This is a genomic window from Janthinobacterium sp. UMAB-60 (assembly GCF_900095235.1).
Classification (GTDB): domain Bacteria; phylum Pseudomonadota; class Gammaproteobacteria; order Burkholderiales; family Burkholderiaceae_D; genus Janthinobacterium.
Genome location: NZ_LT607485.1, coordinates 106,946 through 123,905, shown reverse-complemented (window position 1 = coordinate 123,905; position 16,960 = coordinate 106,946). Strand labels below are relative to the sequence as shown.

Sequence of the window (16,960 nt, the reverse complement as noted above, 5' to 3'; positions counted from 1 at the left end):
AAGTAACAAAAGTTAGCGATTTTCACTGTGATATGAGAAAATTGCTTAAATGCATTTTACCTTACTGACAAGTTTCTCTTGTCTGGCCGGCGCACGGCGCGTCGCCGCCGGCCAGTGGCGCGTGGCGCCCAACACACGATCGGACCGGCTGTGCAATCGGAACAATTTGAACGCATTCATGACTTCTGGACGCGCCGCCAGCGGCTGACACAAAGCGAACTGGGCGAGTTTTACCAGCGCGTCATCGCCGCGCTGACCCCATGCCGCCCGCGCGAAGCGGCCTCGCTCGGCGATTCGCTGGCCGATTTGCGCCACCAGTTTTTCATCGAAAAAGTCTTGCATAGCGACAGCGATGCGGCGCCCCACCACGTCGGTGCTTTGTTCCTGTACTTCAAGCGCTTCATCATCGACCAGCTGCGCAAGCAGCGCGATGACGAGGACGCCGATGCGCAAGAAGGCTGCGAGCTGCGCGCGCCCGACGCGTATGCGGAACCGCTGCGCGACTACCAGCTCACGCCGCAGCAAGTGCGCGACGCGGCCGACGTGTTCATCGCCACCTTGCCCCGCGATTTGATCTTGCTGCTGCGCCATTGCGGCTGTGGCGGCATGCCCGTCAGGGAATTGGCCGAGCAGATCGCTTCCGCGCATTACCACGGCGGCAAGCTGGGCCTGGTGCACAGGCAGAAGGGTGACGCGGACAGCGCCGGGCGCCAGATCGTCGAAGCGGCCCACCGTTCTACTCTGCTGGGCAGCTGGGTCTTGACCCTGCTCAAGCTGCGCGTGGGCGATGCCCTGACCGCGCGCGATATGCAGGCGGCGCAAATAGTTTTGGATATTTTGTGCGTGGCCGCGTTATCCCTGCACATGGATCCCGTGTCCACCTCCCCGAACCCTGATGAAAGGCCACCGGCATGACTGCATTGACGCCCTCGCTGGCCATCGTTGCCGCGCGCCTGCCATCGCCCCCAGCGTCCGCCGAATTGCTGGACGCGGAGGTGAGCGGCGATACCCCCGACTGGCGCGGCATTGCCGTACCGGAACATTTAATGGAACGCTTTGCGCGCCGCAGCGATGCCGTGCCCTTGGCCGCGCGGCCCATCGCGGGCGGACAGATCCACCTGCTGGCGCGCTGTCCCGGCTTTGGCGCCGTGCTGCTCGATGCCTGGGACAGCTCGCGGCAGCGCTGGCGCGGCTGGCTCGTTACGCCAGATGCTTCGTATGCGGATGCCTGCGGCCTGGTGGTCGAGCAGCGCGACGCGCCCGCCGACCCGCGCGCGGGCCTGGTGCTGTGCGACATGCCGGTGACCCTGGCCGTGACGGACCTGGGCGCCTGCCTGGGCGTGTTCAGCCAGGAGCGCCTGCAGGCGGCGCGCTGGCTGGAAACGCATGGCCGCGCCAATGCCGCCACGGCGGCGCCCGGCGTGATCGCCCGCGTGTCCTTGCCCGGCGACGATTACGCCTTGACGGGCACGCCGCTGTCGAGCGAGCTGGGCAAGGATGGCCGCGTGGCGTACCGGCAATTGCTGCGCCAAGGGCTGCAGCAGTTGCAGATCGCTTCGGCCGATGCCGGCGCGCCACAGATGACGCCAATCAAGCCGGCCAATGCCAGCCGCTGGCTGAAGATCGTCACGGCCGTGGCCGCCAGCGTGATGGTGGTGCAATCGGCCTGGCTGTTCCTGCCGAAAGAGAATGCTGTCGTCGGTAATGCCGAATTCCGCAACGGCGGCAGCGGCGTCGAGACGGGCGTGCGCACGCGCGTGCTGTTCCGTGCCGACGCAACGGAAGCGGAAATCCGCACGTGGCTGCAGCGCGAGCAGCTGGAAATCGTCGCCGGTCCCGATACGCTCGGCGCCTTTACCCTGCTGTCGCGCGACCGCCAGAAAGTCTTGCCGCCGCCAGGACCGGACAATCCCCTGGCCGTGATCAATCCCTGAATTGTGAAATAAGAGAAAGTTATCAAGCATGACAACGTATAAGAATTTTGCATCCGCGCACTGGCGCACACTGGCCCTGAGCGTGGCCGCCGGTATCCTGTTGACGGGCTGCGCCATGACGCCGAACGGCCGTGGCGGCGTGATGGTGGGCCTCGATACGGCCGAGCTGTTCGGCACGCCGCTGTCCACCTTCCGCTTGCGCGACGGTACGGAAGGCACCTTGCGCAAGGACCCGCAAGGCAAGTATTCGATCAAGCTGTCGCAGGCGTTTCGCGTCGTGCCGCTGGCCAATGCCATCACGGCCCGCGTGGCGCGCGTGGAAAACGTGGGCGAGCGCACCGTGGTGATCGTCGAAACGCAGGAGCGCGGCTGCGCCTACCGCTATGAAGTGCTGGCCTTCCAGGGCACGGATGTGCTGCAGTGGACGGTGGGCAATTGCAAGGACCGCCCCCGCGTGGAGCTGGCGGCGGACGCGAAATCGCTGAATATCGACTTCCCCAACTACAACCGCCTGGCGCGCATGATCTACACGGACAACCGCCTGCTCAACGCCAGCGTGGCCGTGCCGCCCGGCGTCGATACGCGCGCCCAGCCGTTTGCCGACGACGCCTTGCGCGCCACCGGCCCCGTCATCGCCACCGTGCCTGGCAGCGGCGGCGATAGCGGGCGCGTGATTCCCGCGCCGCCGGCAGCCGCTCCGGCCCCCGCCGCCACGCCGAAAGCGGGCAGCCGCGCCAGCGCCAGGCCGCGCCGCCAGGAGGCCCCGGCCAGGGCGGCGGCGCCTGCCATCAGCCTGCCTGCAGCACGCAGCGCGGCGGCTACCCCTGCGGCGCCGATGATCTTCCAGGCCGAAGAGATCAAGCCCGTCGTCATCGATCTGAGGAAATAAGATGGCCGCGAGTTTGCGCAGTCTGCAAATCCGGCAGACCTTGATCCTGATCGTCCTGACGATCATGTACCTGTGCTTCGAGCTGGGCTTCAATGCCCGTTTGCTCGACGTGGTGGGCGGCGACGTCAAGCCGCACGACGTGGAGGGCGTGGAATTCTATGGCCGCAGCCTGTCGGGCATCGCCGCCGCGCTGGTGGTGCTGCAACTGATGTGGCGCCGCCGGCTGAAGAACAATGGCAGCGGCCCCAGCTGGAAAAAGATCATCTTCTGCTGCGTCGCCACGGCGGCGGTCGTGTTCGGCATTTTGAAGACCACGGTCACGGTGCTGGTCGAAACGCGCGATGCGCAATTTCGCCGCCTGGCCTTCAACACCACCCTGATGCAGCGCTCGCTGGTGGGCGGCAGCCTGCAATTGCAGGGGCTGGTCGATGATCCCACCCTGTTTGCCAAGCCCGAAGGCAAGGCTTTCCTGGCCCTGTTCCCCTTCCTGGCCGTCTCGGTCGGCCACCTCGACGAGCGCATGGAGCCAGCCAAGGAGCAGTTGATCAATTTTAATGTCCGCAAGATCGCGGGCGGCGCGGCCGGTTACTACGACAAGTACCAGCAGGCGATAGGCGAAGTGCATGACAAGTGGAAATTGTATTCGGGCATCATTCCCGACGACGACGCGGGCTTGCGCCAGCAGCAGGAATCGGCCTGGAGCGATTACCGGCAAAGCCTGTCGCGCCACGGCTGGCAGCCGGAATCGGTGCCGGCGCGCCGGCGCGCGGCGGTGGTCAACAATGTGCGTAAAAAGGTGCCCGTGTCGGCCAACTGGCATCCTGCCGATCAATTGAGTTTCCGCGCCGCCGTCAAGCGCCGCTACGCGTCGGAAGCGGCCAACAAAGGCTTGAGCATCAAGGGCGAGCGCATTCCGCCTGGCTTGTCCTTCCCCGCCTTCGTGGCGCGCCCCGGCATCCAGGCCGTGCTGCGCGACGGACCGGACGGTGGCGACGGCAGCGAAACGAGCAAGGGCTTGCGCTTGCCCAAGGGCGCCGTGGTGCAGGACGCGTATGCGAGTCCGGCCGAGTTCAGCCGTCTGTTCGACCAGTTCGCCGCGCGCCAGACGGCGGAAAAGCTGGTGGAATACCGTGCCAGCCGCAGCGACTTCGAAGTGGGCGGCAAGTATTACGCAGAGGGCAAGGAAGCGGCGCGCGCGGCCATCGTGCCGCCCGTGGCCCTGTTTTTCTCCTTGCTGGGCGCCATCGGCCACTTTTCGAAACTGCTGTACCTGATCGCCACCGTGGGCTTGCTGGTGCTGGCGGCGCGCCGTGGCGAGCAGGCGGGCGCCGATGGCCAGCTGAGCCGCCGTTCCGCCTGGATCGCCACGGGCGTGCTGGCCGGCGCCTTCCTGGGAACCTGGGGCATCTTGTCCTTGCTCGACAACAACGTCACGCGCAGCGACTTGTTCCGCCAGATGCTGGATTGGAACCGCCAGGCGGCCGATGACAGCACGCGCTGGCAAATCGCCGGCAAGGGCTTGCTGGCCAATATCACGCACGTCGTGGCGGTGGGGCAGGGCTACAGCTACCCCGTCAACGAAGCGATCCGCATCCATGTTTTGCAAGGAATTCACTATGGCTATCATCCGCAACAAAAATAAGGCGGCCGCCCTGGCCTTGCTGCTCTGCATGGCCAGCACAGCCGTCCAGGCCGACTGCCTGGGCATGAAGGTGCACGCCCACCGGGGTGCCGGCAATGCGCCGGAAAACTCGCTGAGCGCGCTGCGCAACACGTATTTCGGCACCTGGGACGGTGTCGAGACGGATTTGCAACTGCTGGGCGACGGCAGCTGGGTGGTGCACCACGACCTGCTCACGGGCCGGGTCGTCGACACGGGATCGCCCCGCACCGTGAAACAACTGACGGCCGACGACTGGCGCGCCGCCAGCATGAAGAACCGCGGCGTGCCGACGGCGGAAACGCCGCCCTTCGTCAGCGATGTCGCCGACCTGGCGACGGCCTTCCCGAACAAGACCCTGAATGCGGAAATCAAGGATGTCGTGGCGTCGTGCGCGCCCATCGCGACCCTGGTGGGGCAGTTGCGCGCCAACATCAAGCACGGCAACTGGTTCCTCACGTCGGGCGTGCCTAACAACCTGGCGTGCGCGCGCCGCGCCGATCCGCAGGGCTATCTGGGCCTGCTCGTGTTTGACGCGCGCAATGCACAGGCGGCCGGCGCCAACCGGGTCAGCCGCTACATCGCGAAAAATGCCCGTCCGCCCAAGCTCGACAAGCCGTGGCTGCAGCGCGTGCAGCAGCAGATCGGCATGCCCGCCGGCGTGCACGTGGACGCGCGCAGTCTCGACGCCAATCCGAATTTACTCAGCGACGCCGCTGGCCTGAACATGCCCGTCTTCGTCTACGCCGTCGATGGCGACTCGGCCCTGGCCGCATCCTTGCTGCGCGCCCAGCAGCGCAGCCACCGCTGGCCCAGCGGCGTCATTCTTGACGGCAATCCCGAAACGTTTTGCGCGATGATGAAGTAAGTTATCCCTGATCTGCTGCACGGTGGTTTTGCCGTGCAGCAGAGCGCCTTGCAGCCCCAGAAATAGCAGCGTCCAACGGCCCGACCCGGGCCGGTTTTTGCACATCTTTTGCGCACCGCAGCATCGATAATGTTTGCATCGCGCGCGTGACTGGCCTATAAATGTAATCGATTACATTTATGTGAAAAGCCCCATGCCGCCAGCCGTCCCGTCTTCTTTGCCGACAGAAACCGTCTCCATCAGCGCCGTCGCCGCGCATGCGGGGGTGTCGGTGGCCACCGTCTCGCGCGTGATGAACGAGCAGGCCGGGGTACGGGCGCCCACGCGCGACAAGGTGCTCGCGTCCGTGGCGGCGCTCGGCTACCGCATGAATCACCTGGCGCGCAGCCTGCGCACGGCCGAGAGCCGCATGCTGCTCACCATGGTGCCCGATGTGGGCAACCCGTTTTATGCGCAGATCGTGCGCGGCATCGATACGGTGGCGCGCGAACATGGCTATTTCGTGCTGCTGTGCGACACGGGCGCCGATGCGGGCCGCGAGCGCTCCTATTTCGACTTGCTGCGCATGCACCGCGCCGACGGCGCCATCTGCCTCGACCCGGACACGGTGCAACATGCCCTGTCGCATGAATCCGTCAGCCTGCCGTGGGTGGCCTGCTGCGAATTCGATCCCGCCGTGGCCGTGCCCTATGTCGGCATCGACAACCACCGCGCCGCCTCCGACGCCGTCGCGCATCTGCTGTCGCGCGGCCATACGCGCATCGGCCTGATCAATTCCGATGAACGCTATCTGTACGCGCGGCAACGCCAGCAAGGCTATCTGGACACCCTGGCGGGCGCCGGCTTGCCCGTGCGGCCGCAGTGGGTGCACACGGTGCAAAGCCTCGATTACGAAGCGGGCACGGCCGCCACCTTGCGCATGATGGAGGGACCGGATGCGCCGACGGCCATCTTTGCCGTCTCCGACACCCTGGCCATCGGCGTCTTGAGCGCATTGCGCCAGCTGAAAAAACGCGTGCCGGAAGACGTGGCCGTGATCGGCTTCGACGATATCGCCATCGCCGCGCAGATCGATCCGGGATTGACCACCATCGCGCAGCCGATGCGCGAGCTGGGCGAGACGGCGGCACGCTTATTGCTGCAGCGGCTGGCCAACCCGGCGGCCAGCGTGCCTGGCGTGCTGCTGCAACACCGATTAATTCTGCGAGGGAGTGCATAGTGAGCGTTGCCGTCGGTTTCGAGGGGGTGTGCAAGGATTTCGGCTCCGTGCGCGTCTTGCATGGCGTCAGTTTTACCCTGTCGCCCGGGCGCGTGTATGGCTTGCTGGGCGAAAACGGCGCCGGCAAGTCGACCCTGATGAAAATCCTCGCCGGCTACGAGGGCGTGAGCGAAGGGCAGTTGCTGATCGATGGCCAGCCCCGGCGCTTTGCCAGTTCGCGCGCGGCGGAAAGCGCGGGCATCGTGCTGATCCACCAGGAATTCAACCTGGCCGAGCACCTGACGGTGGCGCAGAACATGTTCCTCGGCCATGAGAAAACGCGCGGCTGGCTGCTGGACGAGGCCGCCATGCGCGAAGAAGCGTCGCGCTACCTGAAGCAGGTGGGCCTGGACGTGTCGCCGGACACGAAAATCCGCGACCTGATCGTCGCCGAGAAACAGCTGGTGGAGATCGCCAAGGCCCTGTCGCGCCGCGCCCGCTTCCTGATCATGGACGAGCCGACGGCCACCCTGACGTCGTCGGAAACCCAGCGCCTGTTTGCCGTCATGGCGCAGTTGAAAAGCGATGGCGTCACCATCCTGTATATCTCCCACAAGCTCGACGAAGTGGAGCGCAACACGGACGAGGTCATCGTCATGCGCGACGGACGTTTCGTCACGCGCGAACCGACGGCCAGCCTCACGCGCCAGCAAATGGCGAACCTGATGGTGGGACGCGAATTGTCCGACATGTTCCCGGCGAAAGTGCCGCTGGCGCCGGATGCGCCCGTTCTCCTGAAAGTCGGGGGATTGTCTGTTCCCGGCTGGTCGAAAGACCTGTCGTTCGAGGTGCGCGCCGGCGAAGTGCTGGGCTTTGCGGGCCTGGTGGGCGCGGGGCGCACGGAATCGTTCGAAGCGGTGCTGGGCTTGCGCCCGCGCAGCGCGGGCAAGATCCATCTCAATGGCCAGCAGGTCGATATCCGCACGCCCAGGCAAGCCATGCAGCACGGCATGACGTATTTGAGCGAAGACCGCAAGGGCAAGGGCTTGCACGTCAACCTGGGCTTGCGCGAAAACCTCACCATGATGACGATGGAGCGCTATGCGCGGCCCTGGCTCGATGTGAAGGGCGAGAAGCAGGCGCTGGCCAGGGCGGTTGAAGACTTCAACATCCGCACGGGCGACCTGGACAGCCGCGCGCGCATGTTGTCCGGCGGCAACCAGCAAAAGCTGGCGCTGGCGAAATACCTGCATTCCGACCCCCGTGTCGTCGTGCTCGATGAGCCCAGCCGTGGCGTGGACGTGGGCGCCAAGCGCGACATTTACTTTTTGATCCACCGCCTGGCCGCCGAAGGGCGTGCCGTGATCGTGATTTCATCGGAATTGATCGAATTGATCGGCCTGTGCCACCGCGTTGCCGTGATGCGCGCCGGCACCTTGCAAGCCACCCTGTCTGCTGACCACCTGACCGAAGAGGAGTTGATTGCCCATGCAACCGGCACGCACTGACACCACCGTATCCCCGCTTGCCACCGCCGTTGCCCGCTTCGGCGCGCGCATCAAGGGCTTTGGCCCCGTGCTGGGCTTGTTATCGCTGTGCATCGCGGGCACCTTGCTCAACGGCGACTTCGCCACCCTGGATAACCTGATGAACGTGCTCACGCGCACGGCCTTCATCGGCATCATCGCCGTGGGCATGACTTTCGTCATCATCTCGGGGGGCATCGATTTATCGGTCGGCTCGATGGCGGCCCTGATCGCCGGCTGCATGATCTATTTCATGAATACGCTGGCGCAAGGCGCGGGGGGCAACTTGGCGCCCATCACCATGCTGGTGCTGGGCATCGCCATGGCCTTGATCCTCGGTGCCGGATTCGGCCTGATGCACGGTTTATTAATCAGCAAGGGCAATATCGAACCGTTCATTGTTACCCTGGGCACCCTCGGCATCTTCCGCGCCGTGCTGACCTACCTGGCCGATGGCGGCGCGCTGACCCTGGATGCCACCCTGTCCGAGCTGTACAGCCCTGTGTATTACACGAGCGTGCTGGGCGCGCCGATACCCATCTGGATCTTTCTGTTCGTCGCGGCGGCCGGCGCCATCATTCTCAATCGCACCACCTTTGGCCGCCACGTGCAGGCGATTGGTTCCAACGAGCAAGTGGCGCGCTATGCGGCCATCAACGTCGATAGAGTCAAGATCGCCACCTACATGCTGCTGGGCATCTGCGTGGGCATCGCCACGGTGCTGTACGTGCCGCGCCTGGGCTCGGCCACGCCGACCACGGGCTTGCTGTGGGAACTCGAAGCGATCGCCGCCGTCGTCGTGGGCGGCACGGCCCTCAAAGGGGGAGAAGGGCGCATCGTCGGCACCGTCATCGGCGCCATTTTGTTGTCCGTGATCAGCAATATCCTGAATTTGACCAGCATCATCAGTGTCTACCTGAATGCCGCAGTGCAAGGCGTGGTGATCATCGCCGTCGCCTTCCTGCAGCGAGGCCGCAAATAAAAACACAGCGGCGTTCTGAAAGGGCAGCCAACGGGCGCCCACAACCTTGGAGGAGAGCAGCATGAAGAGCTTTATACGGGTAGCAGGGATGGCAGTGCTGGTGATGCAGGCGTGGGCGCTGCCGATGGGGCCGGCGCAAGCGGCCGAGAAGCTGGTGGTCGGCGTCGCCATACCCACGGCCACGCACAGTTTCACGTCCGGCATCGTCTGGTGGGCGAACCAGGCCAAGGCGGAGCTGGAAAAAGCCCATCCAGGGCTGAAAATCATCGTCAAGACGGCCGCCACGGCGCCCGAGCAGGCGAACCAGTTGCAGGATATGTTGACGGTGAACAAGATCAACACCCTGGTCATCTTCCCCATCGAGTCGGCCTCGCTGACGCAGCCCGTGGCGCAAGTGAAAAACAAGGGCGTGTACGTGACGGTGGTGGACCGTGGCTTGACGAACACGCAGTCGCAGGATGCGTACATCGCCGGCGACAACACGGCGTTTGGCAAGCTGCCGGCCGAGTATCTGGCGAAAAGTCTGAATGGCAAGGGCAATATCGTCGTGCTGCGCGGCATGCCGACCACGCTCGATAACGAGCGCTACGACGCGTTTTCTGCTGTCATGAAAGGCCATCCCGAGATCAAGGTGCTCGATGCCAAGTACGGCAACTGGAACCGCGACGATGCCTTCAAGGTCATGCAGGATTACCTGACCCGCTTCAAGCACATCGACGCCGTCTGGGCCGCCGATGACGACATGGCCATCGGCGTGCAAAAAGCCATCGCGCAAGCCAAGCGCACGGACATCAAGCAAGTGTTCGGCGGTGCGGGCGCGAAGGGCGCCGTGAAAAAAATCATGGACGGTTCCGATCCGCTGATCGTCGCCGATGTGTCCTACTCGCCGAAGTTCATGTACGACGCCATCAAGCTGACGACGGAAGCGCGCCTGAAAGGTGATAAATTGCCGGCCAACACCATCATCCCCTCGGTGCTGATCACGCGCGAGAATGCCAAGCAGTTCTACTTTCCGAACTCGCCTTTTTAATTTAAGTCATACCCCGAAGGGCAAGAATCCGGGGTCGGACCCTAAGGGTCCGACCCCAGAACTTTGCCTCAAGGGTTAATTTTTACAGGATACCCATGAAAACCATCCAGGGCCCGGCCATTTTCCTGGCCCAGTTTCTCGGCGACGAGCCGCCGTTCGACTCGCTCGAGCACCTGGCGCAGTGGGCGGCCGGACTGGGCTACAAGGGCTTGCAGCTGCCCACGGCGCCACGCCTGTTTGATCTGGAACAAGCGGCCAATAGCCAGCAGTACTGCGACGACGTGAAAACCCTGCTGGCGCGCCACGGCTTGCAGGTGACGGAACTGTCGACGCATTTGCAGGGCCAGCTGATCGCCGTGCATCCCGCCTATGACGCGCTGTTCGACGGCTTTGCGCCCGAGCACGTGCGTGGCGACTCTGCCGCGCGCACGGCCTGGGCCACGCAGCAGCTGCTGTGGGCGGCCAGCGCCTCGCAGCGCCTGGGGCTGAAGGCGCACGTGACGTTTTCCGGCGCGCTGGCCTGGCCGTACCTGTATCCGTGGCCGCAGCGCCCGGCGGGCCTGGTGGAAACGGCATTTGCGGAACTGGCGAAACGCTGGCTGCCCATCCTCGATGCGTTCGATGCGGCTGGCGTGGACCTCTGCTATGAACTGCATCCGGGCGAGGATTTGCACGATGGCGTGACCTTCGAGCGTTTCCTGGCCGCCGTCCACGATCACCCGCGCGCGTCGATTCTGTACGACCCCAGCCACTTCGTGCTGCAGCAGCTCGATTACCTGGCCTTCATTGACATTTATCATGCGCGCATCAAGGCCTTCCACGTCAAGGACGCGGAATTCCGGCCCAACGGGCGCCAGGGCGTGTATGGCGGCTATGGCGACTGGCAAGACCGGGCCGGGCGCTTCCGTTCGCTGGGTGACGGGCAGATCGACTTCAAGGCGATCTTTTCGAAGCTGGCGCAGTACGACTTTCCAGGCTGGGCCGTGCTGGAGTGGGAATGCTGTTTGAAACACCCGGAGGACGGGGCGGCCGAAGGCGCGCGTTTCATCCGCGAACATATCATCCACGTGGCCGAACGCGCGTTCGACGATTTCGCGGGCAGCGCCGTGGATCAACATCAAATCAATCACTTGCTTGGCTTGAAATAAGGAAACGACATGCAGCGACGCTTACGGCTGGGCATGGTAGGGGGCGGGCAGGGCGCGTTCATTGGCGCCGTGCACCGCATCGCGGCGCGCATCGACGACCAGTATGAACTGGTGGCGGGCGCCCTGTCGTCCGACCCGCAGCGCGCGCGCGACAGCGGCGCCGCGCTGCATCTTTCTCCGGATCGCTGCTACAGCGATTACCGCGCCATGGCGCAGGCCGAAAGCACTCGCCCGGACGGCATCGAGGCCGTGGCCATCGTCACGCCGAATCACTTGCACGCACCCGTCGCCACGGCGTTCATGGAAGCGGGCATCCACGTGATCTGCGACAAGCCGCTAGGCATTTCTTTGGCGGAAGGCCAGGCGCTGGCGGCGCTGGCAGAGCAGAAAAACTTGCTGTTTGCGCTCACGCATACCTACAGCGGCTATCCCTTGCTGCGTCATGCGAAAGCCATGGTCGAGGCGGGCGACATCGGCGAATTGCGCCTCGTGCAGGTGGAATACTCGCAGGACTGGCTGGCCGATGCGATACACGCGGGTGGCATGAGCGAGGGCAACTGGCATAACGACCCGCACAAGGCCGGCCCTGGCGGCACCCTGCTCGACGTGGGCTTGCACGCGTATCACCTGGCGCAGTTCGTCAGCGGACTCACGCCGCACGCCGTGCTGGCGGAACTGTCGACTTTTGTTCCGCAGCGCACGCTGGACGACCACGTGCAGGTGATGCTGCGCTATGCGAATGGCGCCAAGGGCACCTTGTGGGCCAGCCAGGTGGCGACCGGTTGCGAAAACACGGTGCGCCTGCGCCTGTTCGGCAGCAAGGCGCAGCTCGATTTCGATCAGGAACAACCAAACGCGTTATGGTTCACGCCGCAGGGCGGCAACCGCCAGTTGCTGCGCCCGGGCCGGGTCGACAGTGCGGCCGCGCGCCACGCCACGCGCATGCCGGCCGGCCATCCGGAAGGCTACCTGGAAGCGTTCGCGCAGCTGTACCTGGATGCGGCCCTGGCCATCCGCGCCCTGCAAGCGGGCTTGCCCGTGCCCGAGGAAGCCAGCTGGCTGCCGACGGTGTTTGACGGCGTGGCGGGCCTGGCCTTTGCCGAAGCCGTGTTGCGCAGCCATGCGGCTGGCGCGAGCTGGACCACCTTGGCGGACTGTTAAACTGGGCGCATGAGCGCGCCCTTTACCATCACCACCTTTACTATTACCATCGTCCCGCAAGGCTGGCAATTCACGGCCGAGGCCGGCACCACCGTGCTGGCCGCCGCCGAGCTGGCCGGCATCCGCCTGCTCAGTTCCTGCCGCAACGGCACCTGCCGCACCTGCCTGTGCCACATGCCCGAAGGAAAAATACGCTACACGGTGGACTGGCCCGGCATCAGCCCCGATGAACGGCTCGACGGCTACATCCTGCCCTGCGTGGCCGTGGCCGAAAGCGATCTCACCGTGCAGGCGCGGGCCGTGCGCCACCCTTGACGTTACCCTGCGCTGGTGACAATGTGTGATATTTTGCACATTTTTTCATGTTAAAAGATTCGATGGGTTTTGCATCCTGCCATGGGGGCGGATGGGAAAACCCGGACATGGAAGATACATGACTATAACGATGCAAGGAGCGTATCGCGCCGCAGCATTGCCTGCCCTGATGCTGGCGTTGTTGTCCATCGCCGGCTGTGGTGGCGGGGGTGGATTTTTTGAACTCGAAGACCGTCGCGTGCTGCACCTGTCTGAAGTGAGCAGCAACTGCAACATGGCGCCGGGTGAAGCCTGTACCGACGTGAACGTGGTGGTGCGCAGCGATTTGGCCGAGCGTCCGCTGTGGAGCGCCACCGACGCGAACGGCGTGACTGTTTTCCAGTTATCGGATCATCAGAAACTGTCGGACAACAGCTGGCGCATCACCTTCAAGCCCGTGCCTGGCCTGGCGCCTGGCACCTATACGGGACGGATTACGCTGTCTCCCCTGAATTTGTTCGAACTTAAATATAAAAATCTGCCCGAAAGCATCCCGTACAAGGTGGTGGTGGCGCCACTCAAGGGCAATATGCCGGCCCTGGCCGCGTTGCCGGGTGCGGGCGACTGGGAAGGCACGAATGGCAATGCGGCACACACGGGTCTGGTGCCCGTCGATCTTGATGCGGGCAAATTTTCGCGCCGCTGGACGTGGGAATATGCTGGCGGAGAAAAAACTTATCGTATGAGCCCGCCAGTGGCCGCGAATGGTCTCGTGTATTTTTCGCTGGAGCAATCCGCGGCGGATAGCCAGGATGCGAAGAAAATCATCTATACCAATACCTTGATGGCCCTGTCCGAGCACGACAGCAGCGTGCAATGGCGCACGCCGCAGACGCTCGATGGCGCACTGAGCGCGCCTGGCGTGTCGGGCCCACGCCTGGCGATGGCGGGCTTGGCCAGCGTCCATACGTTTGACGCCGTGAGCGGCGTCAAACTGGCCACCGCCACGCAGCCGCAGACGAACGGCATCCTGACGGCGACCTCGCCGCTGACCGCTCCCACGCTGGCAGGCGCAAGCGTCTATGTCGGCGGCAACAACGACGTCATCAGCGCGGAGACCACGACGGCCGGGAATCTGTGGTCCGCCAGCCTGGGATTATCGAGGCTGGGCAATGTCGACGAGTGGACGCCGGCCGTGAATGCCAGCACGGTGTACAGCAATACGGCGGGTACCTTGCGCGCCTTCAATCGTGCCGATGGCGCGCAGCAATGGAGCGTGACCGTGCCGGGACAGGTGGTGGGTGGCTTGAGCAGGAGCAGCCTGTATCAGGCACCCGTGCTGGCCGATGCGCACAGCGTGCTGCTGCTGAACCAGCGTCTTCCTGCAGGTTTTGCCGTTGACAACAGCCTGACCCTGGTCGATACGGATAGCCGCCAGGTACGCTGGAGCGTCAACGGCCAGTTCACCACGCAGCCGGTAGCGGCGCAGGGCGTGTTGTATGTGGGCAATCATGCCACGGCATCGCTCGAAGCGCGCAGCCTGGCCACGGGCGCCGTACTGTGGAGCTGGCCGTTGTCGGCCGTCAAGGAAGAGCGCTTTGGCGGCGACCTGATCGCGACCAACAAGCTGCTGTTTGTCGCGGGTCAAAAGGGCACGTATGCGCTGGACCTGGCCAGCCAAAAAGCGGTCTGGAGTTTCCGGATTGCCGGCAAGCTGGCGTTGTCGCGCAATGGCGTACTCTACATCCGTTCGGTGAGTGACAACGGCAACGGCATGTCGCGCGTGACGGCCATCAACTTGCAGTAAACGAGGGCGCTGCTGCGGCAGGCTGTCAGGGCTTGCCGCCCTTCAGCCGCTGTAGCAGCGCGTCCACGCTGTCGCTCACGGGCAAGCCGTGGCGGCGCAGCAGCTGCACGTGCAGCACCAGGTTTTCCAGCACCAGCTTGGCCGCCACGGCCAGCAGGGCCAGGTTGCGGTCTTCCGGGCTGAAACTTTCCATGGCATCGGCCATCTCGCACAGGTGGTTGGCGATCAGTCCGCGCAATTCCTGCTCGTCGAAGGGCAGGTCGGCAAAATCGATGGGATCGGCCACTTCCACTTCCTGCATCAGCACCGCTAGTTCTTCCGGGGTAATCGTCATGCCTGACCTCCTTGTGTGCTTGCCGCTATTTTAATTGTATTGGCCGCAAAGCGGACTAGAATGAGTCGAGGCCGACGACGTCGAAGGGCAGCATGGCGCATCTGCATTTTACGCAACAACTGGCACGCTACCTGGACGTCCCCACCGTGGAGGTGGCCGCGCCACGCCTGCGCGCCGCTCTCGATGCCGCGTTTGTGCTGCAGCCACGCCTGCGCGGCTACGTGCTCGACGAGCAAGGGGCCTTGCGCCCCAACGTGGTGATCTTCATCGACGGCGCGCGCTGCCGCGAACGGCGCGTGCTGGACGACGTCTTGCGGCCCGACAGCCAGGTGTATATCTTGCAGGCACTTTCAGGAGGTTGACGCCATGACAGCAGTCCCGCAACGCGCGTATCTCGGCACCCGCAAGGGCTTGTTCCAGTTCGATGTCGATGCGGCCGGCACCTGGCAGCTGGCGCTGGTGCAGTTCGCCGGCGATCCCGTCTCCATGCTGCTGCACGATGGCCGCGACGGCACCCTGTACGCGGCCCTGAACCTCGGGCACTTCGCCGCCAAGCTGCACCGCCTCGACGCAGGCGCCAGCGCGTGGCAAGAAGTCGCCGTGCCCGCCTATCCCGCCAAGCCCGAGGACAGCACCGATACGTTGGACTGGACCTTGCGGCAGATCTGGTCGCTGGCGGCCGGTGGCGCGGACCAGCCCGGCGTGCTGTGGGCCGGGACTTTACCTGGCGGCCTGTTCCGCTCAAGCGACCGCGGCGACAGCTGGCAGCTGGTCGAGTCCTTGTGGCACGTGCCGCAGCGGGCGCAATGGTTTGGCGGCGGCTACGACGTGCCCGGCATCCACAGCATTTGCGTCGATCCGCGCGACAGCCATACCGTGCTGGTCGGCGTGTCCTGCGGCGGCGTCTGGCAAACGCTTGATGGCGGCGCCAGCTGGGCCTTGAGCGCGACGGGCATGCGCGCCGACTACATGCCGCCCGGGCTCGATGAAAACGAGGCCGTGCAAGACCCGCACCGCATCGTGCGCAGCGCCGGCACGCCCGAGGCGCTGTGGTGCCAGCACCATAACGGCATCTGGCGCTCGCAGGACGCGGGCTGGCACTGGCAGGAAGTGAGCACGGCGCCGCTGTCGCATTTCGGCTTTGCCGTGGCTGTGCATCCGCGCGATGGCGACACGGCCTGGTTCGTGCCCGCGCAGGCGGACGTGCTGCGCATACCCATCGATGGCGCGCTGGCCGTGACGCGCACGCGCGATGGTGGCAAGACGTTTGAGGTGTTGCGCGCGGGATTGCCGCAGCGGCATTGCTACGACCTCATCTACCGCCACGGGCTGGCGCTGGCCGACGATGGGCGTGGTTTATTGATGGCGTCGACGACGGGCGGCGCCTGGTATTCGAGCGACGAGGGCGAGCATTGGCAGAGCATCTCTGCCCACTTGCCGCCCGTTTATGCCGTCTGTTTTGCCACGCCGTAGTAGCACAGGAAGATATCGACGGCCAGTTCCGCCACTTCGCGCTGGCGTGCCGGGCCCAGCAGAGGCTCACCGAGGGTGATCTGTGGCCAGAAGGCAAAGGTTTTTAATGGCGACATCAGCAGGTGGGCCACTTCCACCGTCTCGCCCGCCTTGATGCGCCCATCTTGCTGTGCCGCGCGGATCCAGAGATACAGGCCCGTTTCCTTTTCATTCAGGCGCGCCACCATCGCTTGCGCGCGCGCGGGCGAGTGGATGGTTTCACCAAAGATCACGCGCGCCAGGTCGATGAAGGCCGGGTCGCACAGCAAGCCCATTTTCTGCTCGACCAGGGCCAGCACCTGCGGGCGCAGCGGCTGGTCCGCAAGATAGGGTACGGCGGGCTGGGCCACGCTGCTTTCCCACATGCGCCGCAGGATTTCCGCGAACAGTTCGTCCTTGCTGGGGAAATGGTTGTACACGGTGCGCTTGGAAACGGCGGCCGTGGCGGCGATCCTGTCCATGCTGGTCGCGTCAAAACCGTGCTCGCGGAACTCGGCGATGGCGGCATCGACGATGGCGACGCGCTTGCGGTCGGTGAGGCGTTGCGGTGCGGCCATGGCGGGAAATCTCCTTTGAAAACAATATTTTACACCTCCTGGTTTACTTTGCCAGAAATA

The 16,960-nt window shown here is 64.5% G+C and carries 17 protein-coding genes; 15 read left to right on the top strand and 2 right to left on the bottom strand.

Annotated features, from left to right (window positions below):
- Positions 1 to 150 precede the first annotated feature (150 nt).
- The 13 genes from K0F86_RS08555 (at position 151) to K0F86_RS08495 (ending at position 14,497) form a co-directional block, all read left to right on the top strand.
- Complete coding sequence (locus K0F86_RS08555; protein ID WP_219134009.1) at positions 151 to 915, top strand: hypothetical protein; 765 nt, start codon at positions 151 to 153, stop codon at positions 913 to 915.
- Positions 912 to 1,934 carry a hypothetical protein gene (locus K0F86_RS08550; RefSeq protein ID WP_219134008.1) on the top strand — a complete coding sequence of 341 codons (1,023 nt, stop codon included), beginning with the start codon at positions 912 to 914 and terminating at the stop codon, positions 1,932 to 1,934. Before K0F86_RS08555 ends, K0F86_RS08550 begins: the two co-directional genes overlap by 4 nt.
- 28 nt (positions 1,935 to 1,962) lie before the next feature.
- Positions 1,963 to 2,823, top strand: a complete 861-nt coding sequence (locus K0F86_RS08545; protein ID WP_219134007.1) for a hypothetical protein — start codon at positions 1,963 to 1,965, stop codon at positions 2,821 to 2,823.
- A gap of 1 nt (position 2,824) precedes the next feature.
- Complete coding sequence (locus tag K0F86_RS08540) at positions 2,825 to 4,465, top strand: hypothetical protein (protein WP_257572054.1); 1,641 nt, start codon at positions 2,825 to 2,827, stop codon at positions 4,463 to 4,465.
- Positions 4,440 to 5,351, top strand: a complete 912-nt coding sequence (locus tag K0F86_RS08535) for a glycerophosphodiester phosphodiesterase (protein ID WP_219134006.1) — start codon at positions 4,440 to 4,442, stop codon at positions 5,349 to 5,351. The genes K0F86_RS08540 and K0F86_RS08535 overlap by 26 nt, the downstream gene beginning before the upstream one ends.
- Positions 5,352 to 5,544: 193 nt before the next feature.
- The gene (locus tag K0F86_RS08530) at positions 5,545 to 6,570 is read left to right on the top strand and encodes a LacI family DNA-binding transcriptional regulator (protein WP_219134005.1); all 1,026 of its coding nucleotides are present in this window, start codon (positions 5,545 to 5,547) and stop codon (positions 6,568 to 6,570) included.
- Entirely contained in the window at positions 6,570 to 8,057 is a 1,488-nt protein-coding gene (locus tag K0F86_RS08525; RefSeq protein ID WP_219134004.1) for a sugar ABC transporter ATP-binding protein, read from the top strand. The genes K0F86_RS08530 and K0F86_RS08525 overlap by 1 nt, the downstream gene beginning before the upstream one ends.
- Positions 8,038 to 9,057, top strand: coding sequence for an ABC transporter permease (locus K0F86_RS08520; protein ID WP_219134003.1), 1,020 nt, complete (start codon positions 8,038 to 8,040; stop codon positions 9,055 to 9,057). Before K0F86_RS08525 ends, K0F86_RS08520 begins: the two co-directional genes overlap by 20 nt.
- A 103-nt stretch (positions 9,058 to 9,160) precedes the next feature.
- Positions 9,161 to 10,087, top strand: a complete 927-nt coding sequence (locus tag K0F86_RS08515; RefSeq protein ID WP_370452836.1) for a substrate-binding domain-containing protein — start codon at positions 9,161 to 9,163, stop codon at positions 10,085 to 10,087.
- A gap of 95 nt (positions 10,088 to 10,182) precedes the next feature.
- Entirely contained in the window at positions 10,183 to 11,235 is a 1,053-nt protein-coding gene (locus K0F86_RS08510) for a sugar phosphate isomerase/epimerase (RefSeq protein ID WP_219134002.1), read from the top strand.
- A 9-nt stretch (positions 11,236 to 11,244) separates the two neighbouring features.
- Positions 11,245 to 12,396: a Gfo/Idh/MocA family protein gene (locus tag K0F86_RS08505; RefSeq protein ID WP_257572053.1), complete on the top strand. Its 1,152-nt coding sequence runs from the start codon at positions 11,245 to 11,247 to the stop codon at positions 12,394 to 12,396.
- Positions 12,397 to 12,405: 9 nt separating this feature from the next.
- Positions 12,406 to 12,711 (top strand): 2Fe-2S iron-sulfur cluster-binding protein, encoded by a 306-nt coding sequence (locus K0F86_RS08500; protein WP_219134001.1) that lies wholly within the window; start codon positions 12,406 to 12,408, stop codon positions 12,709 to 12,711.
- A 118-nt stretch (positions 12,712 to 12,829) separates the two neighbouring features.
- On the top strand, positions 12,830 to 14,497 hold the full coding sequence (locus K0F86_RS08495) for a PQQ-binding-like beta-propeller repeat protein (protein WP_219134000.1): 1,668 nt from the start codon (positions 12,830 to 12,832) through the stop codon (positions 14,495 to 14,497).
- A 25-nt stretch (positions 14,498 to 14,522) separates the two neighbouring features.
- On the opposite strand, the gene K0F86_RS08490 is transcribed toward K0F86_RS08495, so the two are convergent.
- Positions 14,523 to 14,831, bottom strand: a complete 309-nt coding sequence (locus tag K0F86_RS08490) for a hypothetical protein (RefSeq protein WP_141171364.1) — start codon at positions 14,829 to 14,831, stop codon at positions 14,523 to 14,525.
- 92 nt (positions 14,832 to 14,923) lie between these two features.
- On the opposite strand from K0F86_RS08490, the gene K0F86_RS08485 reads away from it, so the two are divergent.
- A complete protein-coding gene (locus tag K0F86_RS08485; RefSeq protein WP_219133999.1) occupies positions 14,924 to 15,193 on the top strand; it encodes a MoaD/ThiS family protein in 270 nt (89 codons plus the stop codon).
- Between the two features lie 4 nt (positions 15,194 to 15,197).
- The gene (locus K0F86_RS08480; protein ID WP_219133998.1) at positions 15,198 to 16,304 is read left to right on the top strand and encodes an exo-alpha-sialidase; all 1,107 of its coding nucleotides are present in this window, start codon (positions 15,198 to 15,200) and stop codon (positions 16,302 to 16,304) included.
- Here the strand turns inward: K0F86_RS08480 and K0F86_RS08475 are convergent.
- On the bottom strand, positions 16,277 to 16,900 hold the full coding sequence (locus tag K0F86_RS08475; protein ID WP_219133997.1) for a TetR/AcrR family transcriptional regulator: 624 nt from the start codon (positions 16,898 to 16,900) through the stop codon (positions 16,277 to 16,279). The two genes, K0F86_RS08480 and K0F86_RS08475, sit on opposite strands and share 28 nt — an antisense overlap.
- Positions 16,901 to 16,960: the final 60 nt, after the last annotated feature.